20 protein-coding genes are annotated in these 25,241 nt (G+C 63.7%); 7 read left to right on the forward strand and 13 right to left on the reverse strand.

Translation table 11 applies throughout. From position 1 onward, the window contains the following. The first annotated feature begins 84 nt into the window (after window positions 1–84). The 3 genes from FA89_RS14110 (at window position 85) to FA89_RS14120 (ending at window position 5,038) form a co-directional block, all read left to right on the forward strand. Window positions 85–1,401: an MFS transporter gene (locus FA89_RS14110; RefSeq protein WP_240003904.1), complete on the forward strand. Its 1,317-nt coding sequence runs from the start codon at window positions 85–87 to the stop codon at window positions 1,399–1,401. Window positions 1,402–1,524: 123 nt separating this feature from the next. Next, window positions 1,525–4,059: a TonB-dependent receptor domain-containing protein gene (locus FA89_RS14115; protein ID WP_240003905.1), complete on the forward strand. Its 2,535-nt coding sequence runs from the start codon at window positions 1,525–1,527 to the stop codon at window positions 4,057–4,059. Window positions 4,060–4,063: 4 nt separating this feature from the next. Further along, window positions 4,064–5,038: a glycerophosphodiester phosphodiesterase family protein gene (locus FA89_RS14120; RefSeq protein WP_185754374.1), complete on the forward strand. Its 975-nt coding sequence runs from the start codon at window positions 4,064–4,066 to the stop codon at window positions 5,036–5,038. Between the two features lie 151 nt (window positions 5,039–5,189). Here FA89_RS14120 and FA89_RS14125 read toward each other — a convergent pair whose 3' ends face one another. The 5 genes from FA89_RS14125 to FA89_RS14145 form a co-directional block, all read right to left on the reverse strand. Further along, a complete protein-coding gene (locus FA89_RS14125; protein ID WP_185754375.1) occupies window positions 5,190–6,863 on the reverse strand; it encodes a methyl-accepting chemotaxis protein in 1,674 nt (557 codons plus the stop codon). Window positions 6,864–6,924: 61 nt separating this feature from the next. Then, a complete protein-coding gene (locus FA89_RS20265) occupies window positions 6,925–7,290 on the reverse strand; it encodes a hypothetical protein (protein ID WP_185754376.1) in 366 nt (121 codons plus the stop codon). Window positions 7,291–7,297: 7 nt separating this feature from the next. Continuing rightward, the gene (locus tag FA89_RS14135) at window positions 7,298–7,657 is read right to left on the reverse strand and encodes a hypothetical protein (RefSeq protein WP_036141374.1); all 360 of its coding nucleotides are present in this window, start codon (window positions 7,655–7,657) and stop codon (window positions 7,298–7,300) included. Between the two features lie 127 nt (window positions 7,658–7,784). Continuing rightward, the gene (locus FA89_RS14140; protein ID WP_036141377.1) at window positions 7,785–10,619 is read right to left on the reverse strand and encodes a type 2 lanthipeptide synthetase LanM family protein; all 2,835 of its coding nucleotides are present in this window, start codon (window positions 10,617–10,619) and stop codon (window positions 7,785–7,787) included. Between the two features lie 69 nt (window positions 10,620–10,688). Then, a complete protein-coding gene (locus FA89_RS14145; protein ID WP_036141379.1) occupies window positions 10,689–10,877 on the reverse strand; it encodes a DUF6229 family protein in 189 nt (62 codons plus the stop codon). A 287-nt stretch (window positions 10,878–11,164) separates the two neighbouring features. Between FA89_RS14145 and FA89_RS14150 the strand changes: the two genes are divergently transcribed. Continuing rightward, window positions 11,165–12,805, forward strand: coding sequence for a cyclic peptide export ABC transporter (locus FA89_RS14150; protein ID WP_081916617.1), 1,641 nt, complete (start codon window positions 11,165–11,167; stop codon window positions 12,803–12,805). Between the two features lie 162 nt (window positions 12,806–12,967). Then, complete coding sequence (locus FA89_RS14155) at window positions 12,968–14,059, forward strand: hypothetical protein (RefSeq protein WP_051938800.1); 1,092 nt, start codon at window positions 12,968–12,970, stop codon at window positions 14,057–14,059. 72 nt (window positions 14,060–14,131) lie between these two features. Here FA89_RS14155 and FA89_RS14160 read toward each other — a convergent pair whose 3' ends face one another. Further along, window positions 14,132–15,211 carry a hypothetical protein gene (locus FA89_RS14160; protein WP_240003906.1) on the reverse strand — a complete coding sequence of 360 codons (1,080 nt, stop codon included), beginning with the start codon at window positions 15,209–15,211 and terminating at the stop codon, window positions 14,132–14,134. A gap of 346 nt (window positions 15,212–15,557) precedes the next feature. Next, complete coding sequence (locus FA89_RS14165; RefSeq protein WP_036141381.1) at window positions 15,558–16,643, reverse strand: acyltransferase family protein; 1,086 nt, start codon at window positions 16,641–16,643, stop codon at window positions 15,558–15,560. Window positions 16,644–16,761: 118 nt separating this feature from the next. Here FA89_RS14165 and FA89_RS14170 point away from each other — a divergent pair, with 118 nt between their 5' ends. Next, on the forward strand, window positions 16,762–17,985 hold the full coding sequence (locus tag FA89_RS14170; RefSeq protein ID WP_036141384.1) for a PQQ-dependent sugar dehydrogenase: 1,224 nt from the start codon (window positions 16,762–16,764) through the stop codon (window positions 17,983–17,985). Between the two features lie 26 nt (window positions 17,986–18,011). Here FA89_RS14170 and FA89_RS14175 read toward each other — a convergent pair whose 3' ends face one another. Both FA89_RS14175 and FA89_RS14180 read right to left on the reverse strand, forming a co-directional pair. Further along, complete coding sequence (locus tag FA89_RS14175) at window positions 18,012–18,590, reverse strand: helix-turn-helix domain-containing protein (protein WP_036141387.1); 579 nt, start codon at window positions 18,588–18,590, stop codon at window positions 18,012–18,014. 2 nt (window positions 18,591–18,592) lie between these two features. Next, complete coding sequence (locus tag FA89_RS14180) at window positions 18,593–19,042, reverse strand: YybH family protein (protein WP_051938801.1); 450 nt, start codon at window positions 19,040–19,042, stop codon at window positions 18,593–18,595. 302 nt (window positions 19,043–19,344) lie between these two features. On the opposite strand from FA89_RS14180, the gene FA89_RS14185 reads away from it, so the two are divergent. Beyond that, window positions 19,345–21,654 carry a TonB-dependent receptor gene (locus tag FA89_RS14185; RefSeq protein WP_036141389.1) on the forward strand — a complete coding sequence of 770 codons (2,310 nt, stop codon included), beginning with the start codon at window positions 19,345–19,347 and terminating at the stop codon, window positions 21,652–21,654. A 4-nt stretch (window positions 21,655–21,658) separates the two neighbouring features. Here the strand turns inward: FA89_RS14185 and FA89_RS14190 are convergent, their stop codons facing one another. From FA89_RS14190 to FA89_RS14200, 4 genes are all read right to left on the reverse strand, one after another. After that, the gene (locus FA89_RS14190) at window positions 21,659–22,006 is read right to left on the reverse strand and encodes a zinc ribbon domain-containing protein YjdM (RefSeq protein ID WP_036141391.1); all 348 of its coding nucleotides are present in this window, start codon (window positions 22,004–22,006) and stop codon (window positions 21,659–21,661) included. A gap of 59 nt (window positions 22,007–22,065) precedes the next feature. After that, complete coding sequence (locus FA89_RS19340; RefSeq protein ID WP_051938803.1) at window positions 22,066–23,163, reverse strand: hypothetical protein; 1,098 nt, start codon at window positions 23,161–23,163, stop codon at window positions 22,066–22,068. Window positions 23,164–23,225: 62 nt separating this feature from the next. Further along, window positions 23,226–23,399, reverse strand: a complete 174-nt coding sequence (locus FA89_RS20270; protein WP_185754377.1) for a hypothetical protein — start codon at window positions 23,397–23,399, stop codon at window positions 23,226–23,228. A 117-nt stretch (window positions 23,400–23,516) separates the two neighbouring features. Then, on the reverse strand, window positions 23,517–25,091 hold the full coding sequence (locus FA89_RS14200; RefSeq protein ID WP_036144431.1) for an SDR family NAD(P)-dependent oxidoreductase: 1,575 nt from the start codon (window positions 25,089–25,091) through the stop codon (window positions 23,517–23,519). Window positions 25,092–25,241 lie beyond the last annotated feature (150 nt).

Consider the following 25,241-nt stretch of genomic DNA (forward strand, 5'->3'; position numbering starts at 1 on the left):
CGATTGCATAGATAGGCACGCTGCGACCCCGGAAGTGGGGACGTTGCACGAATGACCGGATGCAGACCGATCGATGGAGACACGATGACGACCGACCATCGCATAACGCGAGAGGCGCCCGGGCGCACGATGCGCCTGGGGCAGATCCTCAACATGAATGTCGGTTTCTTCGGCATCCAGTTCGGATTTGGATTGCAGCAGGGCAACATGAGTCCGATCTACAAATACCTGGGAGCCGACGACGCGTCGCTCCCCGTACTGTGGTTGGCCGGCCCTGTGACAGGCCTGCTTATCCAGCCGTTGATCGGTGCGCTGAGCGATCGCACCACCTCGCGTTTCGGCCGACGTACACCGTACTTCGTCGTCGGAGCCCTGCTCTGCAGCGTATGCCTTTTCGTCATGCCGAACAGCGGCACGCTGTGGATGGCTGCGGGTCTGCTGTGGATGCTGGACGCCGCGGCAAACGTCGCCATGGAGCCCTACCGGGCCTTTGTCAACGACATGCTCAATCCCGCCCAGCGCGCAGTGGGATATATGGTGCAAAGTGCCTTTACGGGCTTGTCCCAGACCGCGGCTTACCTGATACCGTCGTTCCTGATCCTGATGGGCATGCGCGCCGACCGGATGAATGCGCACGGCCTGCCGTTTATCGTGGAAATCGCCTTCACCGTGGGCGGCGTGGTGTCTGTCGCATCTGTCGCGTGGTCGGTTTACACGACACGCGAGGCGCCCGCAGAAACCGTTACGAACGCCCCCATCTCCATACGTGCCGCGTTGGTGGACGTCTACGATGCCGTGCGGGACATGCCCGCTGCCATGCGGCAACTCGGTGCGATGATGCTGTTCCAGTGGTACGCCATGTTTTGCTACTGGCAGTACGTCGCCCTGTCACTCTCGCGAACGCTTTATGGGACGACCGACGCGCACGATCCGCACTTCCTCGATGCCGTGTTGCTGAGCGGACGCATCGGCGGTTTCTACAACTTCATCGCGTTTGTGGCGGGGTTCGCCCTGCTTCCCCTGTTGCCGAAGTTTGGCCCCGCACGGCTGCACACGGGGGCGCTTCTGCTGGGCGGACTGGGTATCGCGGTGGTTCCCATGATCTCCAACCCCTGGCTGCTGCTGGTGCCGATGGTCGGCCTCGGCCTCGCGTGGGCGAGCATGATGGGCAACCCCTACGCCATGCTGTCCGCGGCGATACCCCAAGCGCGTACGGGCGTCTACATGGGCATATTCAATACGTTCATCGTGATACCCATGCTGGTCGAAGTGTTCAGCGTGCGCGCGCTTTACCGCGTGTTGGGTAACGACCCGCGGCATATCCTCGTGCTGGCCGGTGTCGCCCTTTGTGTCGCCGGGCTGCTCGCCCTCCGGGTACGCGTTCCGTCCGTGCCTGCCTGATGGCGCGGCGCGTCGGGTCTTCGCTAAAGCCGTTCTTACGCGTTTCTGTCACATATCTTCACTATCGTTATATGCAATCGATTGCATGACCTATCGAGTTGTCATCATCCTCAGGGGGAATCCGTGACCATCCGCACCGCTCGTACTGTTGCCACTCCGCTCAAGACACTGACCGTGGCCCTGCTCATCGCACTTTCCGCGCCTGCCGTGGCTCAGGATGCCCAACCGATACCCCAACCGAAGGATGCCGCGACGAAAGACACCACCGCCCAGGACAAGGCAGTCGGCTTGTCCAACGTCGTCGTCACTGGTGCGGCTACCAAGGTCAGCCAGCTGGACGCGCCGTTCGCTATCACCACCATCGATCGCCAGCAGTACGATCGCGCCGCGCCGACCAGTCTGGTCCAGGCCATCCGGGCGGTACCGGGGTACTGGACGGAGTCGTCTGGCGGTCAGGGCGGTGGCCAGAACATCTACGTGCGCGGCCTGCCTGATGGTGGCTGGTACAACGTCCAGCTACAGCAAGATGGCCTGCCTATCTTCGACGAGCCCCAAGAGTCGTTCCTCAACATCGATACCCTCAACCGCACGGACCTGACCACTGCGGGGCTGGAGGTCGTCACCGGTGGCACCTCGCCCATCTACGCGAACAACGCCGCGGGCGGCACGGTAAACCTGATCTCGCGCTGGGGCACCACCCAACCCACCGGGGCGCTACGTGTGACTGGAGGTTCGGACGACCTTCGCCGTCTCGAGGGTTATGCCTCCGGCCCCATCACCGACAAGATCCTGTATAGCGTGGGTGGCTTTGCCCGCGACGACAGCGGTTTTCGCAACGCCGGCTACAAGGGCGACAGCGGCAGCCAGTTGCGTACAGCGCTTTCTTTCCTGTTCGACAGTGGTCGACTGGACTGGGATGCCAGATACCTGAATGACCGTACGGCGTTTTATACCGCGACACCGCTGCGCGATCCGCGGCATGTATCGCAGTCCCTATCCCCGGCTCTCGACCCGGGCGATGGAACCATCCTGTCGAACAGCTATAGGCAACGCACGCTCGAGAGTTTCGACGGCAACGGCCGTATGGGACGTGGCAGCGATCTGGCCAACGGCATCCACACCAAGATGTTCCAGACCGGCACCTATCTGGACCTGGATCTGGGCGACAGCGGATGGACCCTCAGTAACAAGCTGCGCTACACCAACGCGGAAGTCGATTACGACACGATCTTCTCCGGTGCCAACCCCTCGGACAGCCAGGGCTACCTCGACTCGCGGCTCGCAGCAGCGTCCCGGGCGTTCCCGGGCACGACCCGCCTCGGCTATGTGGACGACGCCAGCGGCACGGACGTGGCACCGGTCAACGGACTGGTCATGGAAAGCCCCTGGTGGGCCGTGCGGACACGCGTGCGCACCGTGATCGACGACCTGCGCCTTAGCCGCACCCTCACCACGGGCTGGGGCGATCACGATGTGGCCGTCGGCCTGTACGGGGATGACTTCAGCTTCCGCCAGAGCCGCCTTTCCAGCACCCTGCTCACAACGGTACAGAACCAGGCCAGCGCACTGGACGTGCTGGCCTACAATGCGAACGGCGCTCCGATCGGTTCGGTGACCTCTCACGGATTTTCCCGCTACGGCAGCAGTGCTGTCGCCGGCGATGTCACCGGTCGCTACCTCACCGCCTACGCCGCCGATACGTGGCACATCACGCCGGCTTTCTCGCTGGACGTGGGCGTGCGCAAGACGCGTTTGCTCGACAGCGGCAGCAACGACACCACGGCCACGCGCAACCTGGGCGACTCCACCACGCTAGCCGATGACGCCGTGATGGGCTTCACCGGTGCCAGTACGACCAAGGCCGAAACACGCGATGCATTGACCTGGACCCTGGGCGCGTCCTACAAGGTTCTGGACGATACCGAGCTGTTTGCCCGCTTCACGCGCTCGCAACGCTTGCCGCGACTGCAGAACATCTACCTGCTGCAGAACCTGCCCGTGACGAACATCAAGCAGGGCGAAGCCGGCATCCGCTTCGGTGAGGACACGCTCTCGTTCTCGTCCATCGCCTACTGGAGTTCCTACAACCGGGTGTCCTTCAGCGGCCTCGTGCTCGACCCGAGCACGCAGACGATCGTCTCGCTGCCCCTGGTCGGCAAGACCCGCACGTACGGCCTGGAGAACTCGGTCAACTGGCGGCCTTCCCACGTGTTCGGCCTGGCTGCCAGCCTGACCGCGCAGGACCCGGAAACACTGAGCCTTTCCGCGCCAGGCGGACTTGATGCCGCCGCTTACCAGGGCAAGCAGCTGCCGCGCATTCCGAAGTGGATGGGCAGTCTCACCCCCACCGCCTACTTCTCGCTCGGCGGCGTACCGATGGAGTGGTCGGTCACCGTTTTCCACACCGCATCGCGATATGTGGACTTCGCCAACCAGACGTCACTCCCCGGCTATACCACCTACGACTCCAGTCTCCTGGCAAAGCTACAGCCGAATCTCACCTTGCAGCTCTCGGGCAGCAACCTGACCAACTCCCACGGCCTCACCGAAGGCAATCCCCGCACCGACACGCTTGCCGGTCAGGGCACGGTAGAGCCGATCTATGCGCGGGCTATCTTCGGACGCTTGTGGCAAGCCTCCGTCACGTACAACTGGTGATTCGATGACCTTCCGGCGCACCACCCGGTATGCCTGTACAGCAGGCCTATTCCTGCTGACAGGGTTTGCGCTGGATGCCAACGCATCCAGCGCATCGTTCGCAGCCAACGAAGCCCGACTGGCTCATCCCGACGGAAAGGTGATGGTGGTCTCGCATCGCGGTTGCTGGAAATACACGGCCGAGAACTCCCTGTCGGGCATCGATAAGTGCGTGGCATTGGGGGTCGACATGGTGGAGATCGACGTCCGTCGTACGCGCGACGGTGACATGGTGCTGATGCACGATGACACCGTCGACCGCACGACCAACGGCCACGGCAAGGTGCGCGATCTCACCGCCAGGGAGGTCCGTTCCCTTCGCCAGCGCGCCCATGGCGGCGGCAACGAGCCGCTTACCGACCAGCACGTGCCGACCCTCGATGAAGCACTCGACCGGGTCAAGGGTCGCATCCTGGTCAATCTGGACATCAAGGACGACGACATCTACGACGCGGTTATTGCCCGGGTGCTGGCCAGAAAGATGGGCCCCCAGGTACTGGTCAAGCGATCACTCGACACCGATCGGGACGGCGTGCAGCGCTGGGGCAGGCAGCTGCCCTTCTCGGTCGTCCTCCCGGTCACCGCGCATGGCCCGGGTGCCAGTGAGCTGATACGACGCTGCAACGACCTGCCCGTGGTCGCCGTGGAATTGTTGCTTGGACCGGGTACCGGACTCGACGGCGTGGCCAGCGCCGCGCGCTCCCTTTCGATCCACGTCTGGGTGAACACCCTGGCCACCGATGTCGCCAGTCATCGCCCCATGAACATGTCCGCCGGCCATGACGATGTAGCAGCACAGAAGAATCCGGATGCCGCGTGGGGCTGGCTGTTCGATCATGGCGTCGACATCATTCAGACCGACGAACCTGCCCTTGAGCTCGACTACGCCAGGAAGCGTGGTCTCCACGACGATGTGGCTTCTCGTCCGACGGGACAGTGACTTTATTTAACGTTGCACGTTAGCAGTACCTCTTGCTGATCGACGGTTTTCCGCAACAGGGTCAGGAAGGCATAAAGGCGCTTCCGCGGATCGGCCGGGACCAAGACGAACGCTGGTCCAGGCCGATGCATGGGCGCCCCATCCCCCCTCATCAGAACTCGCGCCACATACCCTGATCGCCGCCGGCGACGGCAAGGCTGCGCGGCGCCATGGCAGACATGACGACCGACATGGATCGGCGTACGGGCGCTTCAGGTGCTTGCGGTTCCGTCCTGGCCTGCACTGATGGAGCAGCGCCAGTCACGGAGAAGAACGAGACCTTACGAAGCAATTCCTGCGAGAGGTCCGAGGCATTCTTGCTTGCTGCGCTGGCCTCTTCGACCAGGGCTGCGTTCTGCTGGGTGACATCATCCAGGGTGACCACCGCATTGTTGACCTGGCTGATACCGGCGGCCTGCTCCTGACACGCCGCTGCGATCTCCTCGACAATGGCGTTGACCGAGCGCACGCCGGCGGATATCTCGCTCAACACGGCCCCCGTACGGCCCACCAGGGTAGCGCCCACATCCACGCTGGCCACGGTGGAGACGACAAGTGATTTGATGTCCTTGGCGGCCGCCGCACTTCGCTGGGCCAGATTCCGGACCTCGGCGGCTACCACGGCGAATCCCCTGCCCTGGTCTCCCGCGCGTGCCGCTTCCACCGCAGCGTTCAAGGCCAGCAGATTGGTCTGGAAGGCAATCTCGTCGATCAGCGTAACGATCTCGCCGATCTGTTTGCTCGCCTGCGTGATGGAGGCCATCGCTTCGGTGGCCTCTGCCGATACCTGACTGCCCAACTCGGAATCACCTCGCACGCGAAGGGTCAGCTGCTTTGCCTGTTCGGCACCGTCGGCATTCTGTTTCACGGCAGACGCCAGTTCCTCCATCGAGGCGGCGGTTTCTTCCAGCGAACTGGCTTGCTCCTGGGTTCGCTGCGACAGATCGTCGTTGCCCTGGGCGATGTCTCCTGCCGACGACGATACTTCCTGAGAGATATGCCGTACGTCGGTGACGATACTGGCCAGCCGTTTGTCCATGTTGTCCAGGGCCAACAAGGTGTCGGTGAACTCGTCGTTACCCGATACCACCGTAACGTTGTTGAGGCGCCCACCTTCAATGGCTTGAGCCAACGCACGGGCCTTGCCCAGCGGAATCAACACGCTGCGGGCCAGCATCATGGCTATGGCCAGAAGCGTCATCACGCTTACGGCAAGCGCGACAACGGACAAATTGCGCGTTTTTACGTAGCTGTCGTTTGCGAAGGTGGCGGCTTCTCCGGCCTGGCGGGCGTTGATGCCTGCCAGGACATCCATCTTTTCCGCCAGACGTCCCAGCGCCGGCCCGGCGACCTGAATCTGCAGCTGCCGCACTTCGTCGAGCTTGCCCGCTTCGAGAAGCGAAATTTCCTTTTCGACCACGGGTAACGATTTGGTGCGCTCGGCAAGATACGCATCCGCGGCCTGTCGTTCCTCCGTCGAGCTGACATGGGCCGGATAGTACCGGGCCCATGCCTTGGCTTCCTTGTCGGACTCCGCATGAATACGCTGACCGATGCCGCCAAGGGTCGGGTCGACGATGGCTCGCAGGAACGCGACGCGTTCATTGAGGATCGCTTGCTTTACTTCGGCGATCTGCATCATGGAGGTGACGTTGGACGTGTACATCTCATCGGCGAGAACATGAACCTTCTTGACACCTTCCAGCCCTGTCCCGCCGAGAACGAGCATTAGCCCCAAGGCGATACCCATGGCTGAAAAGATTTTTGCGCGAACGGAAAAACGCATGATGGGTCCCCTGAACGTCGGGCTTAAGCCCGGTGATGAAGCAAAAAAAAGCGAAGACGGATTACTCGACCCCGTCGGTCGGCCAACACGCGATGCGCGCCGGGGCCGACGTACCCTCGTGCGGAGACGCGCATACCCACCCCTGCCCCTTCGTCGCATGGGCGAGGGTAAGTCGGATGCCCGAGGGCGCCATCGAAAGCGTGCCGACCTGGGTCGCGGATCGAATGGAGGCTGTACAGCCCGGCGCTCCGCCCCGCACGGAGACGATGTCCCAATGGTCGACGGCATGGGTATCCCTGCGATCGACAACCAGCGACGCGCCTGATGTGACAAACGCCAGGCAGGTCGTCTCGGCGGTCATCGCTGTCGCTACCTGGATTTCGCCCAGGCAGAGCCCTAACGCCAGGACGATGCGCAGCGCACGCATGACCGCGTCACCGCCCATCGATCGTCGTCACGGCATCGGCGGCGGTAGCGATGACACGTTCGACAAGGGCTCGCGAGAGGGTCCTGTCCCCTCCCATGCGTCGGGCACTGACGGGGGCATCCTGCAGTGCCTGGGACGCCTCGCAAAGTGACATGCAGCGGATTTGTTCGGCGAGGTTCGAAAGGAGTCCCGCACGGAACAGGACTTCATCGACATCACGATCGGCGTACGCATCCAGCAGGGCAAGCGCATCCTCGGCGATCGCCTGCTGGCAGGTTCGGTGAATCACGTTGTTCAAGGTAACGGCGGAAAGCCGCGCCTTGTCGGGCCGGACGCCCGATACCCCCTTGAATGACCACAGCGACATGACGTTCCATCCATCGAGTTTTCACTCGATAAGCACATGCCATGCCAAGTTTAAGTCATTGTTTCTATTAAGTCCTAGCGAATAAAGCGTGCATTGAAATGACCATATTCGGCACTTCTACCATTTTTCAGCAAGATCCTCCTACCCTGCACTCCATAAGTAGCGGCGAGGGGATATCGCACGCCGGATGCATGCGATTCAACTGGTGGATCGACCCGGATATGCCGCTCATCAGGCCCGGCGTGAATGCGTCACGCGCCAAGCCGCCGACGATGCCGTGTTCCTCGATGCTCGACAGGATGATCGCGATACCCGGCAGTTCCTCCGGCGGTACCAGGCCGGGATCGATCCGGCGGGCTCGCATCAACAGTTCCCATGTACTCAGGTCGCCATGGCACAGCGTGTGGCTGTAGCCCCATCCGCCCTGGACGGCGGCGCGCACCGCACGCTCCAGCGTGCTCAGGTGACGGGCCTGCCCGGTACGCGCGTAAAGGTCACACGCGGCCAAGCCGATCCCGACGCTGCCATGGCACCAGGTGTTGGCGAAGTCGCGGCTGTCGGGTTTGCGGATGTCGATCCAGTTGCGGCCTTCGGCGTCGTACAGCGATTCCTCGAAATCGAAAGCCCGCTCTGCGAGGGCGAGCCAACGCTGTCGATCGCCCGCCGTGCCCGACGGGCTGAGGCCCAGGCGAACCAGGGCCCAGCCGGTGCCGGTCGCACCGTGGGCGAACCCGCCGATGGGTTCGCTGAAGATCGAGGCGGGCCAGCGTGCGCCGCGCACGTCGACGATGGCCGTGGCTTCCAGTCGATGGCCTGCGCGTGCCGCCAGGGCCAGCCAGCGCGCATCACCCGTGGTGTCGGCCAGGTGCAACAGGGGGACGATGGCGCCGCTCACGCCTTCGAGCATGTCGAGCACCCGCTCGTTCGCGATGTCCCAGCGTTCCATCACGGACGCCTGCTTGATGGCGTTGGCTAGCAAGCCGGCATCCGGACAAAGGCCGTCGAGGGTAAGCCAGGTAAGCACCTGGGAGCCGAGGCCCATGAAGCCGCCAATGGCTTCCGGTTCGTCGATGTCCTCGGCCTTGCGCAGCACACGCAGCACACCGTCGAGCGCCGCCGTCACGCCTTCGACAGCGTCGGCTCGCCCTAGCATCATCTCTCTCGCATACCCGGCCAGGGCCAGCGCAATACCCGACAGGCCCACGTAGAGGTTCGGTTGCAGGGTGCGCATTGTCCAACCGCTGCGCCCGAGGATCGGGCTGATCCAGGTCATCGTGCCGTCCCGACCGCGTACGGACAGTCGGAGCATCTGCTCGACGGTTTCCTTCGCCATCGCGCGTCGCCGGCGGTCGATGTCGTCGGCATGGGGATGGCGAGCGGAGAGGTCGTAGGGTGAGCGCTTGTCGTCGTTGAGGCGCACGTTGAGGTGCGCGGTCACCAGCGCACCGCGAATGGTCAGTTCTTCCATCTCCGGGCGCATGTCGAGCCACGCCCGGAAGACGTCGTCGATCTGCGGTTGTTCCAGCACGTTGGCGAACACGGGAATATCGCCATGGCGCATGTCTTCGATCTCGGCCGCGATGGCCGCGGCGTCGGCGGGCGCGACGGGAGAAACGGCCGCGTTACGTTCGAGCAGGTCGGTCGCACGCGCGATGGCTGCGGGCTCGTCGTGCAGCGACGCCGGGTGCCAGAGCATGCGCATCACTTCGACATACGACTGGGTTGGACGACGAATGCGGCGGATACGGCTGCCTTTGAACGCGGCGACTCGCCCGGCGAGCGTGCCCGCGTGATGCAGGTCGACCAGGCGCGTCGTGAGGTCCTGGAATCCGGCGACGATATCCTCCCAGAACCGCGAGATGTCCGGATGGATGCACGGATGATTCTTGGCCTCGTCGATCTGCACGTCGACGAGCCCGACGCGCGCATCACTGGTGCCCGCGTTGACGATCTCCGGGCCACGTATGGTGGGTTGCTCGCCCTGCAAGGCGCCGATGGCGGAAATGTCCACGCCATCCAGGCCGAGCGCGGGGGCGCGGAAGGGCACCAGTCCCGTGCGAAGGACCGATGAGCGAATGAGGGCCTGTGCCAGATCGACAGCTTCGCCCTTCCCGGACGGCGCCACCGTCTCCTCCGTGACGAACAGGCTCTCGACATCGACCACGTAAGGCACCGGACCGCAGGCGATCAGGTTCTCGTGATGGATATCGGTGCCGCCGAGCAGGCGCATGACCGCCAGCCAGTGACCGATGTTCCGGTAGAACGCGACGAGTTCCGCATCGTCCGCGCAGAAGATGTGTTCGACGTAGCCTGTCCAGCCGTAGGCGCCGCGATCCAGGACGGCTGGTACGCGGATCCGTGGCGAAACGTCAGGGAGCAGGCTTTCGAGGAAGGCTTCCAGCGCGGCATCCACGCGCAGCGAGCGCGGCTTGTACATCACGGTGCCGGCGGTGAAGACCACGCGTGCCACCGTTTGGCCGCCGTCATGGACATCGCCCTGGCCAAGGTCGAGCGAGCGCAGTTCGCCCATGGGCTGACCGAGGAACGACGCCAGCCGGCCGCGGTCGGCCGCGAGGCGGGAAGCGAGGGTGACGATGCCCCGGCCCTGCTGCCGCAGCGCGCGTTCCAGGCGGGGCGCCAGGACGGGATAGCGTTGTCGCAGCGCGAGGGGAAAGTCGGCCCCCGTGGCCTTGGCGACGAACTGCGCGAACTTCGCCGCTTCATCGCTGGCGGTCAGTTCGCCGGACAATTTCGCCGCGTGCAGTTCGAGCAGGAGGACGCGATTGAGTTTTCGTGCCGCGTTATCCAGCAGCGCGCGATCGGCGCTGCCGATGAAGATGTCTTTCTCGTCCGCGCTCAGGCCCGGCTGCGCGGCGAGTTCGTCGGCGAGTTGTCGCCTGACGTCGGCCGTCAGGAACGCGATGATCGGGGCGAACGTGTCGTTCGGCTGCGGGTCGGCCATGGAAGGATTCCGCGCGTTGGCAAAAAAATAGCCGTGGGGGTTGGCCACGGCTATCGTTACCGCCCTCTGTCAGCAGCAGAAACCCGGCCGGGAGGCCGTACAGGAGCTGCAGTTCGAAGCCAGTGCGATATCGGTACTGGTGAACGCAGCGATGGTGGTTGCATGTCCTTCGGTATAAAGCGAGCCCGCCGGATTGTCATACCCATCGACGCTATCGGCACCACTCAACCAGCCAGCCAGGATCTTGTCGGTCTGCATATTGAGATACTCCACGATGTGTTACAGGCAGGCGCCCGAATGTGGAGCGACCCCACCGCCACGGGCGCTTCAGCGGTGACGTCTCCCGCGTTGCCAGGACAAGCCGACGCAAGGTCGTTTCGACAGGCCCATGAGGCGCGTCGTCAAGCGGCATCTTGTATGAAAACCACACCATGCCTGATTGACCATGCCGAATTTGCGCCCAACGCGACGGACACGCGGGCATCCCAGGTGTGACAGTGCGCGGGTGAGCCGGGTTTCCCGGTCTCCCTCCACCGGACGAGTCGATGATTCTCAAGCGTTTCCTCCGCCGGCATCGCCCTGCATTAGTCGCCGCGGTCGTCCTCTCCGCGATGAGCGCGATATCGACCATGGCCTTGCTTTCACACATCAATCGGATGGCCTCGGGAGGGCTTCTCGCACTGGGTGCGAGGCCACTGGCCACGGGTATCGGCTGGCTCCTCGCGCTACTGGCGTCCAGTGGTGCGTCGCAGTTCATCCTGGCGCGCCTGGGCGCATCGCTTGTGGCGCAGTTGCGCGTGGACCTTTCGAACCGGTTCATCGACCTCGAATACGAGGCACTAGCAACCACGAAGCATTCCATCGTGGGCTCCCTGATCGAGGACGTGGCGAGCATCGCCCCGCTGGTACTGGTTGCGCCCCTGCTCGCCTACAACGTCTTGCTGGCTTCCCTGTACGCCGGCTATCTCGCGAGCGTGTCGTTACCGCTGCTAGGCACCCTGCTCGCTTTCCTCTGCTCGACGCTGCTGGTCTCGCTCACGCTGGAGCGTTTCCTTCGCAAGCGCTTCGATCGCCTGCGTGACGCCAGCGACACGGTGTTCGAGTACTTTCGCTACCTCAGCGACGGCAAGAAGGAAATGACGCTGAACGTGTCCCGGGCGACCTATGTCGCCGACGAGCTGCTGGGGCCAGCGATCCAGCGAGCCCGTGTCCTGTCGGTGCAGGTAAACACCGGGCTGGGCTTCAACGAGGCGTGGTCGTCGGCGGTGGTCTACGGTTCGGTCTTCGTGATCGTCTACCTGGGTTACGCGGCGTTGGCGCTGCCGCAGGCGACGGTTGTCTCGTTCGTCATCGGTGCACTGTTCCTCAGCGGCCCTGTTGCGTTCATCGTGAGCGCGGCACGGCAGGTGGGCGTGGGCACGGCCAGCCTTCGTCACCTGCAGCGCGTGGGGCTGGATCTCGCCCGCGAAACCACGGCGCGGACGCCGGACACCGCGGCTGCGCCACTCGACACCTGGGAGTGCATCCGGCTGGAAGATGTCTCTTACCGCTATGCAGGCGACGCCGAGTCGCGCATCGCGCTGGGGCCGGTGAACCTGGAGGTAAAGCGTGGCGAGATGGTGTTCATCGTCGGTGGCAACGGAAGTGGCAAGTCGACACTGCTGCTCGTTCTGAGCTCATTGCTGGCACCCCACTCGGGGCGGGTCACGGTGGATGGCATACCCCTGGATGGCGACGTTCATCGTTATCGTGAGCGTTTCACGGGCGTCTTCGGCGACTTCTTCCTCTTTCCCCATGTCATCGATGCGACGGGGCGACGCCTCTCCGACCAACGTATCGGACAATTGCTGACGGCACTCGGGCTCGGTGCCCATGTGCAGGTTGACCAGGGCGAGTTGTCGAAGCTTACGTTGTCCACAGGGCAGCGCAAGCGCCTGGCCTTGCTGCAATGCTATGCGGAGGATCGCGAAATCTTCTTCTTCGACGAATGGGCGGCGGACCAGGACGCCCACTTCCGTGACTACTTCTATCGCACATTGCTGCCCGAGCTGAAGGCACGTGGCAAGACGGTCATCGCGATCAGCCACGATGACCGCTATTTCCACGTGGCCGACCGTGTCGTCAAGCTCGAGGGCGGAAAGATCGTCGAGCGTCTTGCGGACGTCGGTACGGCGCCGCCCATGTGACGCGCGTCCTGTTTTCCCCGCCTTCCCGTCGCCGACGGTGGGGGGATGTGGTCGTGGCTGCGTTGTAGTCAAGGAGTGGCCATCGGTGCGTCCCGCTGATCCTTCCGCAGACGATGCTCGTCGCCCCTCTGAATTTCCTTCCACTCCAAGGGGTAGACAACAATGACGATCAAGAACATCCAGCGCGCCATTCCGTCGGCCATCGCCACCGTGATCCTGGGCAGCGTCCCGTTCGCGGCGGCGACCGCCGCGCAGACGGACATCGCGGCCCTCGCAAAGACCCAGGCGGTCCAGGCCTGGCATGAACAGGTCAAGGAGGACGGCCCGCCGGCCGAAGGTTGCTGGAGCGTGTCCTATCCGAGCCGCATCTGGACCGCGGAGCGATGCAATGCAGCGCCCAACTACCGCTCGATCCCGCCGTCGCCGACTTCCGCCGGCCAGTCGCGGGTCACCCGCTCAACCAGCCTTTCCGGTTCGCCGGTATCCGCCAAGGCAGGCGCCGGTGTCGACTATTCGGCGGTAACGGCGAGCCTCACGCGTTCGGCCACGGGCAGCTTTCCCACGGTGACGGGCGTGACTTCCGAGTCGGGTGCCCTGGGTGCCAACAAGTACACGCTGCAGCTCAACACCAACACCAGCGATGACGTCGTCAACCTCGGCAATACGTCGCCCTACTGCGCCGCCAACGGTTATGCCGCCTGTTCCACCTGGCAGCAATTCATCTACTCGACCGATAACGGCAGCAACAATCCGCAGGTCTTCATCCAGAACTGGCTGTTCGTTGGCCCGGGGGACTCGTGCCCGCGGGGTTGGCAATCCTTCAACACCAGCGAGTACCAGGGCTGCTTCACCAATAGCCAGGCCGTCGCGGTGCCCAACGTTCCGGCAAGCAGCCTGGCCAACGTCAAGCTCGCCGGTTCGGCAACCGCCAACGGCAACGATACCGTGACCTTCACGAACGGGACCAAGGTCTACGCCATCAGCCAGCGCGACAGCACGCTGCAGATCGCCTCGACGTGGAACACGTCGGAGTTCAACGTCGTCGGCGACGGGTCGAATTCGCCCGCGGCGAACTTCAACCGCGGCTCGTCCATCACCGTAAAACTGGCCGTGAACGACGGCTCGACCCGGGCGCCGAGCTGCCTGGGTCCGAACGGCGGCGGCACGACGGGTGAGTACAACAACCTCACCCTGGGTCGTTGCACCACGTCGGGAGGCGCCACGCCGTTCATTCAGTTCACCGAATCGAATTGATCGATTGGTCGTAGAAAAAGAAGCGCCGAAGGATGATCCTTCGGCGCTTTTCCGGCTCTGGAAACCTGCCGCCTAGTTCGACTGGGTGAACTGGACCGACGGTGACGCGCCACCGCTCGCCGTGCAGCTACCGAGATTCAGATTGTTGGTCTCACCGGTCGTGCCGGCGTTCGACACACAGGTCGGTCGTGCGGTGGTGCCATCGACGGCGGCGATCTTTACCGTGATCGACGATCCGGCGTTGAAGTCCGCTTCCGCTCCACCCGCATCGCCGCTCACGTTGAAGTCGGCCCGATCCCACACGCTGGCGATACCCAGCACGCTGTCGCTGGCACTGAGCGAGTACGCCTTGGTACCGTTGGTGAAGACCAGGGTGTCGTTGCCACCGACGGTGGCGGTTCCGGTCAGCTTGAGCTTGGCCAGCTGGGTCGCTGGAACGTTCGGCGCGGTCACGCCGGCGCTGTTCTTGTAGCAGGAGCCACTGCCGCCGCCGAACCACCCGCTCGGACAGGTGTTGCCGTAGCCGATCAACCAGTACTGGATGAAGGCCTGGGCCTGGCCCGGCGTGCTGTAGTCGGTGCCATAGACGAATTGCTGCCAGTTCCTGCAGCCAGAATGATTCTGGCAGGCGGAGGTTGCCTGATCGGCATTCGTGTTGACCTGGAGCGTGTACTCGTTGGGCCCGAGGATGCCGCCATTGCCGAACGCCGCCACTCCGACGCTGCTCTCGGAGGTCACCCCGGTGACCGACGGAAAGGTTCCGGTGGCGCTCCTGATCAGGTTGGATGTGGCGATGGCGTAGTCGTTGCCGTTACCGGTGGTTGCCGCACCCGAGGCCGGCGCAAACGCCCCTACAGCCTGGGCACGGCGCGGCATCGGGTGAACGGATGGACTCACCTGCGAACAGGACGTCTTTTCCCAGGTCATGCTGGGGAAAGTGGCCTGGAAGCAACCGTTGGAGGGCGTCGACATGCGTGTGATGTCTTCGTGCCAGCTCTGAACGGCTTGCGGAAGCACCATCGACGGCGCTTGCGCCGTGTCATCGCCGAGAGGTGCCGCGAAGGCGGCGGGTACGCAGGCTGCACAGGCAAGGCTGGCGGCAATGGCGAGCTTGATGCGTCGAACAGCAACGGAAAGGTTGTTCACTGGCACGTTGTTCTCCCGTGGAAACGAGTTCGTATAGCGGTGAAAGCCGGATGATCCGGGCCCCCCGTTGTTTCCGAAATAACATGCGGCCCTGAAGTGCCACCTCCCTGTGTGCCGGGATGTAACCACGAAATATCGACGTCGCGCCATGCGTCAGGAAACGAAAAAAGTTTCGTTTTACGCGTAAAAAGATGATGTCGCGAACATATTCAGCACTTTTGAAAGTGCTGCCGGCCGAGTTGGCGATCCAAGCTGCGGAATAATGCCTAGCCGTCGCAACCTGGCGTTCCGCGTCTGTTTTTTGGAAACGTGCGCCTGCCGAAAAAGCTTCGAACTTGTTGCTCTCAGCCGATCACTGGCCCCTGTTCATCAGGTATCGCCGCAACGGAAGATCGACGTACCTCATGACCATGTACGCGAAAGCGATCAGGCCAACCACGCTTCCACCGATCACCAGCGTCAATGCCCAGGTGTCCGGCTTGGTCGACCGATAGTAATCGCCGAAGATATACATGACCGAATAGTGCGTCATGTACAGCGGATACGAGATCTCCCCGGCAATTTTGCAGAACCTCACCGCCGGCCTGCCGAGCACCGACCCCGCGCCCAACATCACGATGAGCGGAAAATAGAGGACGATCACAACGACCTCGCGAATCCACCCGCGGTCGGCATACGGCATGACGAGCGGCAGGATCAGAAGCAACGCCAGTGCCGGAAAGCCAAGACGCGTCCGCAGCAGCCATTTCCGGCGGTATACCAGCAGGCCGGCGAGAAAGGAGAACGTCACCCTAGCAGCGCCGACCCAGAACGTGTCGCCATTGAAGCCGCCCCACAGGTTACCTTCGCGATAGCCCACAACGCACAGAACAATCGCTGCGGCTGCCGTGGCCATGCTCAGCGAACGGCGACCCAATCGGCACAGCACGAGCGCATAAGCGATGTTCGCCATGTATTCCGAGAACAGCGACCAGGCGGGCGAATTCAGTCCGAAGAGACTGAACCCGGCCTCCGGCATCGTCGGATAAGGAATCAGGAAGATCGACGTCAGTAGCAGAAGCGCGAGCGAACCGGGATCGTAGGGCAGCTGATCGACGCGAAGAGGGTTGGCGCACAGCGTGACGAGGCCCAGCAGCGAGCCGAACACGACCATCGGATGCAGGCGTATCAACCGGACCTTGAAGAAGCCCCAGACCCCCATCGATCCGATGCGGTCGTCGTAGGCGTAGCCAATGACGAATCCGGAAAGGCAGAAAAAGAAATCGACGGCCAGCCACCCGTGGCCGATGAAGATTTGGCTGTAATCGCCGTTCACCATTTCCATGAAGTGAAAGACCACCACCGCGATGGCCGCAACGCCACGCAGGCCGTCGAGTGCCGGGAAATGCTGTTTGGTGGAAGGCCCTGCCTGGGTGCGCGAAGCATCCGGGATCGTCATCGGTGATCGTCCTGTGCGTCGTCATCTGGAATAGATGCATTGTAGATCGGTGGATGGCAGACTGAACCTTGCAATCACCCAGGCAGGGCGCGAACGCCGGCCGCGAGGAAACATGCCCATGAAGAACCTGAAGAACGCGCTCCTGCTCGGCGCCTTGCTCACCGCCGCCGCTGCCCATGCACAGACCAACGCAGGCGAACAGAAGCCCGATTCCGACCTCCCTTTCACCGTTACGAAGGTAGCCAGCTTCGACCTGCCCTGGCGCATCGCCTTCCTGCCCGATGGCCGGATGCTGGTCACCGAAAAAGTCGGCCGGGTCGATCTGGTGACTCCGCAGGGTGCCAAGACCGAACTCAAGGGCGTTCCGACCAGCTACGTCGAAGGCCAGAACGGCATGCTGGGCGTGTTCCTGTCGCCGCATTACGCCAGCGACCACTACGTCTACCTCACCTACGTCGCCCCCGGTGATTACGGCGGCGGCCTGGCGATGGGGCGAGGCCGCCTGGTCCTGGATAACGACCAGCCGCGACTGGAAGGCTTCCAGGTGCTGTGGCAGCAGATGCCCACCGGCAAGGGTGGGCAGCCCGGCGCCCAGATCGCGTTTTCACCGGACGGCAAGTACCTGTTCCTCACCGTGGGCGACCGGCAGCGTTTCACCCCGGCACAGGATCCCGACCAGCCCGAAGGCAAGATCCTCCGCCTTACGCTGGACGGCAAACCCGCCCCGGGCAATCCGTGGGCAGGCAAGGTCGGCGCCCGGACCATTCCCCTGATCGATCCGCCGGCCGACACCGAAGCCGCCAAGACGGCGCCGGTCGTCAGTACCTATACGTTCCCGGGTGCCAACCTCACGCCGGCCGAGACCTGGAGCACCGGCCATCGCACACCCTACGGCCTCGCCTTCGCTCCCGATGGCCGGCTCTGGGAACTCGAGCACGGCCCCTTCGGCGGTGACGAGCTGAACCTGATCCAGCGTGGCAAGAATTACGGCTGGCCGCTGGTGTCCTACGGCGCCAACTACAACGGCGTGCCTATTCCCAGCCCGGATACGCGCCCGGATCTCGTCAAGCCGGTCATCTACTGGAAGCCGGTGATCGCGCCGGGCAACATCATGTTCTACAAGGGCGACCTGTTTCCGGACTGGAAGGGCAGCGCGCTGATCAGCGGCCTGGTCAGCAGCGGACTCATTCGCGTCACCGTCGACGACAAGGGCGGCGCCACCGCGGTACAGCGCTGGAGCGTCGGCAAGCGCATCCGCGATGTCGAGGAAGCGCCAGACGGCTCGCTCTGGCTGCTGGAAGACGCGCAGCCCGGCGGCCTGTACCGGCTTGCCCCGAAATAAGCTTCGGGTATTCGTGAGGGCGCCGGTCAGTCCCTGAAGATGGCCGGCGTTCCTACCCAGATCATCCGAACCTCGTCCTTGCCTGCATTGCGCATGCTGTAAGGATGCCGCTGGTCGAAGTGGGCGCTGTCCCCCGCGTGCAGCACGAACGTCTTCCTGCCCACCGTCATTTCGAGCGAACCACTGAGGAGGTACCAGAACCCCTCTCCTTCCCTGTGGATCGTCGGCGCCACGAGCCCTGCCGGCACGGTGAGGCGTAACGCTTCCATCTTGCGCTCGGCATGTCGCCCGCTCAGGCGTTCGTAGACCACGGGCGACTCGAGGTCGATCCGGTCGTGCTCATCGGCGCGACAGACGATCTGCCCTGGTGTGGGTACGCCGACGAAGTAATCGACGTCCACCTCCAGGGCGTGCGCGATGGCTTCAAGCGAGAGTAGCGAGGGATGGGCGAGGTTCCGCTCCACCTGCGACAGGAAAGGAACGGATAGCCCGGAGCGGTTGGCCAGGGCTTGCAGGGTCAGGCCCAGGCCACGTCGTCGATCCCGGATCGCGGAGCCTATGCTCAGACCATCGGCTTTGTCCGGCGTCCCCTGCGCGCCCGCCATGATTAGGAGCTGTGGTCGCTGCTGATCAGCCAGCGCGTGCCGACCTTGTGGAACAGCAGCGAAGTGAAGCCCGAGACCTCGGCACCGTTGTCCGGCTTGAGGTGGTAGCGGCCGATGACGAAGGCGTATTGGGTGCCCAGGGGCTTGACGTCGACGATGTCCACGGTCAGCTTGCCCAGGCCGGCACCGGGTGTCCGGAAGCGTGACGCGTACATCGCCTCGATCGCCTCGTACCCTTCGACGATACCGCTCGAACCCACGTAGCGCGTGCCTGGCGCGCGCTCGTAGCACTCCATGAAGGTCTTCAGGTCGCCGGCGGACCATGAGGCGGCACTGGCATCGAGTGTCTGCTTGATGGCCTGGGCGACCGGTTCGGCTGGGGCTTCAGCCGCCATGGAGGCAGTCGTCACCACGGCGCCCAGGGCGCAGAAAAGAACGGACAAGGTTTTCATGGCACCCCTGGAACATGTGGGAAGTTGCCCTTCCGCCGACACCGGCAAGCATGGCCGGATGGCAGCGGTCGGTCCGTTGGCAGACTAACGTAAAAGCTTGACTCCATCAAAACTTTTTGATCTGATCGAAACAGGGCTCGCTGCACTGCCGCAAAAAAGCGGTTCAGACGGCTATACGTCCGGCGCCAGGGGGCGCAACGCACACTTGCTCGAGAACACGCTCGCCATGGCGGCGCGCGTGCGCGAAGGGTATGCCTGTTTCTCAAGACCGTCTTCCATCCAGCCGATCGGCAGGGGCTTCCATGAACCAAGATCTCAAGCGCACGCTGCTCTACACCGCCCTGCTCTCCGTGGCGCTGGCCACGGGCGCGGCCGCCGCGCAGGACGCCACCGATCCGGCCAACGGCAAGAAGAAGACCCAGGCGTCCGACACCCCGCAGAGCCTCGAGGGCATCACGGTCACCGCCGCCAAGCGCGAGCAGGACATCCAGAAGGTGCCTATCAGCATGACCGCGCTGACCGGCGAGCAGCTCGAACGCCAGGGCGTGACCAGCCTCGTCGACCTGGCGCGTATCGCGCCGTCGCTCACGGTCGCCTCCTCGGGCCCGGGTTCCAACAATCTGATCATCCGCGGTATCTCGTCGAGCGCGGGCTCCGCCGCCACGGTAGGCTATTACCTCGACGACGTGCCCATCGCCGCGTCGAGCAATGCCGCGCTGCTGTCCACGCGTGGCGTCATCGATCCCTCGGTGTTCGATATCGAGCGTGTGGAGGTGCTGCGCGGGCCCCAGGGCACGATCTACGGCTCCAGTTCGATGGGTGGCACGGTCAAGTACGTGACCAACCAACCCGACCTGGACTTCGTCGAGGCGCGCATCCGGACGGACGTTTCGGGCACGTACCATGGCGGCCCCAATGCCAACGTCAATGGCGTGCTCAACGTGCCGCTGATCAAGGACACCGTCGCGCTGCGCCTGTCCGCCTACTACCGCGACGACGACGGTTATATCGATCGCTACCCGATCTCGCCCGCCAACTACCTGGCGGCGGACCCGGATGGCGGGAAGAAGGACAACGTCAATACGTACAAGACGTATGGGGCCCGCGTGGCCATGCTGATCAAGCCGGACGATTCGCTGACGATCACGCCCAGCGTCATCTACCAGTATTCCCGACTGGGTTCTCCGTTCACCTACGACAAGATTCCCGCGTCGCTCGACAACCCGTACCAGGTGCGTGACGTCAACGAGACCAACATCCAGAAGTCGACGATCTCCAACATCGCCATCCACAAGCAGTTCGACGCTTTCGAACTGATGTCGTCCAGCTCGTACTTCACCCGCGACATCAGCATCCGTGACGACAGTTCCAAGGTGATCAACTACTTCTTCGGGCTGCCCAGCGTCTACCCCACGACAATGTACGGCAGCTACAAGAACAAGGAATTTACCCAGGAACTCCGCGCCACCAGTAAGTTCGATGGCCCGGTGCAGGCCATCCTGGGTGCGTTCTACCACGACGTGCGCGCGCCGCTGAACTCGTCCATTCCCTACCCGGGTGGCTTCAACCAGACCTTCGGCACCCCGTTCCCGGCCTACTCCACCATCTACCAGGGCGGGCGCAACGCCACCCTCGACGAGTATGCTGTGTTCGGCGAGTTGTCCTGGAACATTACCGACAAGCTGAAGGCCAGCGCGGGCATCCGTGCTTTCGAGGTCAAGCAGGGCTTCTCGCAGACCGGCGATGGCCTGCTTAACGGTGGCCCGAGCGCGGTACAGAGCAAATCGAAGGATTACGGCAGCACGCCCAAGTTCACGCTGCAGTACCAGGTCACGCCCGACGACATGGTCTACGCCACGGCCTCCGAAGGGTATCGGCCCGGCGGCCCGAACAACCCTGCCCCGGCCACGCTGTGCGGTTCGGAGGTCTCGGGGCTGGGCCTCAGCCAGTCGCAGCTGAACAAGTACAACCCGGACACCCTCTGGAACTACGAACTGGGCTTCAAGAGCGCCTTGCTCGACCGCAAGTTGCTGGTCGACGCGTCCGTGTATCACATCGACTGGAAACACGTGCAGCAGCAGATCGTGCTCGGCTGTGGCTACAACATCACCGCCAACTTTGGTAGCGCGGTCAGCCAGGGCGCGGAACTGGAACTGAAATTCCTGCCCGTCAATGCCGTGACCCTGAGCGCCGGCTTCAGCTACAACGATGCCTACCTGAAGAACGACGTGCCCGGCACCTCGGCGAAGGACGGCGACCGCCTGGTCAATGTGCCCCGCTTCACCGGCTCGCTGGCCGGCGAGTATCGCCACCGGGTCAACGCGCAGTACGACGGCTTCATGCGTGCTGACATCAGCTACGTGGGCGACTCCAACTTCCTGTACGACCGCGAAAGCCCGTTCTACCGTCGCAAGGGCTTTGCCACCACCAACATCCGCGTGGGTATGGAAGGCCGCAACGGTTTCGATATCTCGCTGTACGCCACCAACCTGTTCGACAAGCGCGGCGAGACCGACCTGCCGGTGGCCATCTCGGCCGACCTGCCGACGACGCGCCGCGTGGCGTTGAACCAGCCGCGCACCATCGGCGTGACGATGCAGTACCAGTATTGAGCGATCAGGCTTTCTTCAAGAAGCACACCTTGAGCACCAGCCCCTTGATCTTGTCCGAGCTCCCTTCGATGTGCTCCGCATCGCCGTCCACCAGATGGATGTTGCGTATCACGGTACCCTGCTTCAACGGGATGGAGGATCCCTTGACTTTCAGGTCCTTGATGACGACGACGGAGTCGCCTTCGTTGAGCACGTTGCCGTGGACGTCGCGCACGACAGCTACGCCTTCGTCGGCAGCAGCCGACTGCTGCGGCCACTCATGGGCGCAGTCCGGGCAGATGTACATCTCGCCATCGGGGTAGGTGTTTTCCATGCCGCAGACCGGGCATGCGGGGATATTGGAGTTCGGCACGAGGCGGCTCGCTTACAAAAAAGGTCGAGCCCGCCATTATACGGGTCAGCGCTGCCAACCTACTCCACCGTAAACAACACCCGCTCCGGCGGCGCCTCATCGACCGCCTCGCGCAACCGGTCGAACCGGTCCGACGCCCAGAAGCCCTTCATCGAAACATCGCCGACGTCATCCAGCGCATAGTCCACCCGCCCGGTGACCAGCATCGCCGTCATGGCCCGCAGGATCGGGCAGCCGGGCAGCATGTCCTCGACGAAGAGGAACTGCCCCGCCTGGTTCACTTCCAGGAAATGGAAGCCACCCTCGGCATCCATCACCAGGTCGATGCAACCGAAAACGAGCCCCAGCTCCCGCATGAACGCCCGCAGTCGCGCCTCCAGCGCCTCGGGCAACACGATACCCTCCGCGCGCAGCTCGGGATCGCCCGCATGCGTGCGCCAGTCCACGAAGCCGCCGCCCTGGTCCTTGCGGATAGCCAGCGCGAACATACGGTCGCCGATCACGGTGACGCGCACGTCGCAGGTCTTCTCGATATAGCGCTGGTAGATACCCGGGCACACGGCGATCGCCTCCGCCGGCAGGTCGCTGTCGCCGTCCAGCAAGGTGACGCCGACCGCGTGCATCTTCCCGCTGTCGCGCTCTTCCCACTGGTGGACCAGGAAACTCTTGAAGACGATCCGGCCCCAACGCGCGCGCATGGCGTGTACCTCGGCCGCGACGGTGGTCACCACGGTGTCGGGGAAGGGAATGCCCAGGCGCCGGCACACGCTTAGCTGCACCAGCTTGTTCTCCGCGTGGCGCGCCGCGTCCATCGGGTTGACCCAGAGTGGGCGCGCAAACGTGCTGTCCAGGCTGAACACGCTGCGCTGGAACATTTTCCATTCCCAGGCGGCGAAAGTGCGGTCCGCCTCCGCGCAATGCGGCTTCGGCTCCTGGAACCGTCGGTTCCACACGGCCGTGATGCCGCCGGCCAGGTCGAACGGCGCATCCATCGACTCGCCGTCCGCGTCGATGTGGAAGCGGTAATGCGAACCAGGCGCCGTGGGCAGGGCCGCGAACCACAGCGGCTCCACACCCTGCTGCTCGATCGCCCACGCCAGCGCGCTGGCGTGCGGATCGCTGTGCGGCGCGAGGATGAGCGGACGTGTCCCGGTCATGCTGTCTCTCCCTAAACGAATGCGCCCCGCGAAAGGCGGGGCGCAAGGTGCGGACAGGTGAATCAGCCGCCGATGATGCCGACTTCCGGCTCGGGTCGATCCGGATCGGTATAGACGGTGAGGAATACGTTGCCGCGGTTCTCTTCCTTCAGCGTGGGGGTGACTTCCGTGGCACGAAGGCGGGCGAAGGCGCGGGGAGCGGAAAGATCGTGGGACGACGAGGCATGGCATGTCATGGCAAAACGTCTCCTGGGAGCGGCGGAAGGGCCGCCATTCACCCTAAGCGATCCCCGGAAGCCATGCGTGAAAGCCTGCCGAAAACGCATGGTGGTCCCAGGCGACGGCCCCTGTGCTTACCAGTCCGTCGGCCGATAGTCCTTGAGGAATTGCCCCCACACATGCTCGCCCGTGTTGATCCCGCTGATGATCGGATCGACGATCCGCGCCGCACCGTCGACGATATCCAGCGGCGGGTGGAACCGTTCTTCCCGCACCTTCTTCGCCGCCAGGTCGGCCGGATCTTCATCGGTCACCCAGCCCGTGTCGACGCTGTTCATATGGATCCCGTCGTTCCGGTAATCCGTGGCCGAGGTGCGCGTCATCATGTTGAGCGCCGCCTTGGCCATGTTGGTGTGCGGATGGCGGGTGGTCTTGAAGTTGCGGTAGAACTGCCCCTCCATCGCCGAGACGTTGACGATGTGCTTGTCGCGCTCGGGCGTGCGCAGCATCAGCGGCTTCAGCCGCGCGTTGATGATGAACGGTGCGATGGCGTTGACCAGCTGCACCTCCAGCAGTTCCACCGACGGCACCTCGGCCATCAGCAAGCGCCATGAGTTGCGCTCGCGCAGGTCCACCTGCTGCAGGTCCTGGTCCAGCCGGCCCTCCGGGAACAGGTGGCTCTGCGCCAGCAGTTCCTCGGGCAGCAGCGGTAGCTGCGAGAGCTCGGCGGCCCGGGTCAGTCCCGGCAACGGTGCCCGCTGGCCGGCGAGCCCGCCGGACGAGGCGGCGGCATCGGGCAGGATGTGTGAGCCGCGCAGGCCCTCGTAATGGCCGACAAGCTTGCGCACGTGCTCGGGCATGTCGTGCAGGGCGGCCGTCTCACCCTCCATCATGTGCGCATAGAAGTCCGGTGGACGACGCACGGTCTGGCACGCATTGTTGATGATGAAATCCAGGCGTGGCCGCGTGGCGACCAGTTCCTGGCAGAACGCTTCCACACTGGGCGTGTGCCGCAGGTCCAGCCCGTAGACCTGGAGGCGGTGGCCCCACTCGCCGAAGTCGGGCTCCTCGGCGTAACGCGCCGCGGAATCCCTCGGGAAGCGCGTGGTGACGATCAGTTCGGCGCCGGCACGCAGCAACTTCAGGCCGGCCTGGTAGCCGATCTTCACGCGACCGCCGGTCAGCAGCGCCACGCGACCGCGAAGGTCCACCAGCTCGGTGCGCTTGGCGTAGTTGAATGCAGCGCACGTGGGGCACAACTGGTCGTAGAAGAAATGGATGGCCGAGTATTTCTGCTTGCACACATAGCAATGCTTCGGCTCGATCGATTCGCGCGGTTGCGCGGCATCGGCGTCGGGCCCGATATCGTTGGCCTCGAACCCTTCGGGCGCGAAGACGTTGGGTGTAGTGAACACCGGCTTGCGCCGCAGCGCGCGGATGCCGGTCTGGTTGAGCACGTCGTCCTCGGCCTTGATCTTTTCGGCATGACGCGCTTTTTGGGCAACTTTCAGCTTGATGCGGCGCTCACCCGGGTCGGGGTGATAGACCTGCGCCACCGCCTGGTACAGGCGTTGACGATCATCGGCCGGCAAACGGTCAAGCAGCAGCCTGTCGGCCGCGACGGACTCGAGCAACTGCGTCGCCGCACGCAGGCGCTCCAGCAGCGCGGTCTCGGCGGTGACGTCGGCCAGGGGGGCGGTAGTGTCCAAAAGCATGATCCGTAAAGAGAAAGAGGAAAACCGGAGCGATACGCCACACAGCCGTGGAGCGCGTCCAACCCGCTATTTTGCCTGTAATGCCACCCAGGGTGGTAACCGCGCGATCACGCCGTTTCGGCAGCCCGCCGGAAAATGCTTATG

This window comes from Luteibacter sp. 9135 (assembly GCF_000745005.1).
Taxonomy (GTDB): domain Bacteria; phylum Pseudomonadota; class Gammaproteobacteria; order Xanthomonadales; family Rhodanobacteraceae; genus Luteibacter.

Excerpts from the sequence above, each read along its gene's own strand:
- FA89_RS14110 (WP_240003904.1), top strand. The coding sequence starts at position 85 with ATGACGACCGACCATCGCATAACGCGAGAGGCGCCCGGGCGCACGATG.
- FA89_RS14120 (WP_185754374.1), top strand. The coding sequence starts at position 4,064 with ATGACCTTCCGGCGCACCACCCGGTATGCCTGTACAGCAGGCCTATTC.
- FA89_RS14125 (WP_185754375.1), bottom strand. The coding sequence starts at position 6,863 with ATGCGTTTTTCCGTTCGCGCAAAAATCTTTTCAGCCATGGGTATCGCC.
- FA89_RS20265 (WP_185754376.1), bottom strand. The coding sequence starts at position 7,290 with ATGCGTGCGCTGCGCATCGTCCTGGCGTTAGGGCTCTGCCTGGGCGAA.
- FA89_RS14135 (WP_036141374.1), bottom strand. The coding sequence starts at position 7,657 with ATGTCGCTGTGGTCATTCAAGGGGGTATCGGGCGTCCGGCCCGACAAG.
- FA89_RS14140 (WP_036141377.1), bottom strand. The coding sequence starts at position 10,619 with ATGGCCGACCCGCAGCCGAACGACACGTTCGCCCCGATCATCGCGTTC.
- FA89_RS14145 (WP_036141379.1), bottom strand. The coding sequence starts at position 10,877 with ATGCAGACCGACAAGATCCTGGCTGGCTGGTTGAGTGGTGCCGATAGC.
- FA89_RS14150 (WP_081916617.1), top strand. The coding sequence starts at position 11,165 with ATGATTCTCAAGCGTTTCCTCCGCCGGCATCGCCCTGCATTAGTCGCC.
- FA89_RS14155 (WP_051938800.1), top strand. The coding sequence starts at position 12,968 with ATGACGATCAAGAACATCCAGCGCGCCATTCCGTCGGCCATCGCCACC.
- FA89_RS14165 (WP_036141381.1), bottom strand. The coding sequence starts at position 16,643 with ATGACGATCCCGGATGCTTCGCGCACCCAGGCAGGGCCTTCCACCAAA.
- FA89_RS14170 (WP_036141384.1), top strand. The coding sequence starts at position 16,762 with ATGAAGAACCTGAAGAACGCGCTCCTGCTCGGCGCCTTGCTCACCGCC.
- FA89_RS14175 (WP_036141387.1), bottom strand. The coding sequence starts at position 18,590 with ATGGCGGGCGCGCAGGGGACGCCGGACAAAGCCGATGGTCTGAGCATA.
- FA89_RS14180 (WP_051938801.1), bottom strand. The coding sequence starts at position 19,042 with ATGAAAACCTTGTCCGTTCTTTTCTGCGCCCTGGGCGCCGTGGTGACG.
- FA89_RS14185 (WP_036141389.1), top strand. The coding sequence starts at position 19,345 with ATGAACCAAGATCTCAAGCGCACGCTGCTCTACACCGCCCTGCTCTCC.
- FA89_RS19340 (WP_051938803.1), bottom strand. The coding sequence starts at position 23,163 with ATGACCGGGACACGTCCGCTCATCCTCGCGCCGCACAGCGATCCGCAC.
- FA89_RS20270 (WP_185754377.1), bottom strand. The coding sequence starts at position 23,399 with ATGACATGCCATGCCTCGTCGTCCCACGATCTTTCCGCTCCCCGCGCC.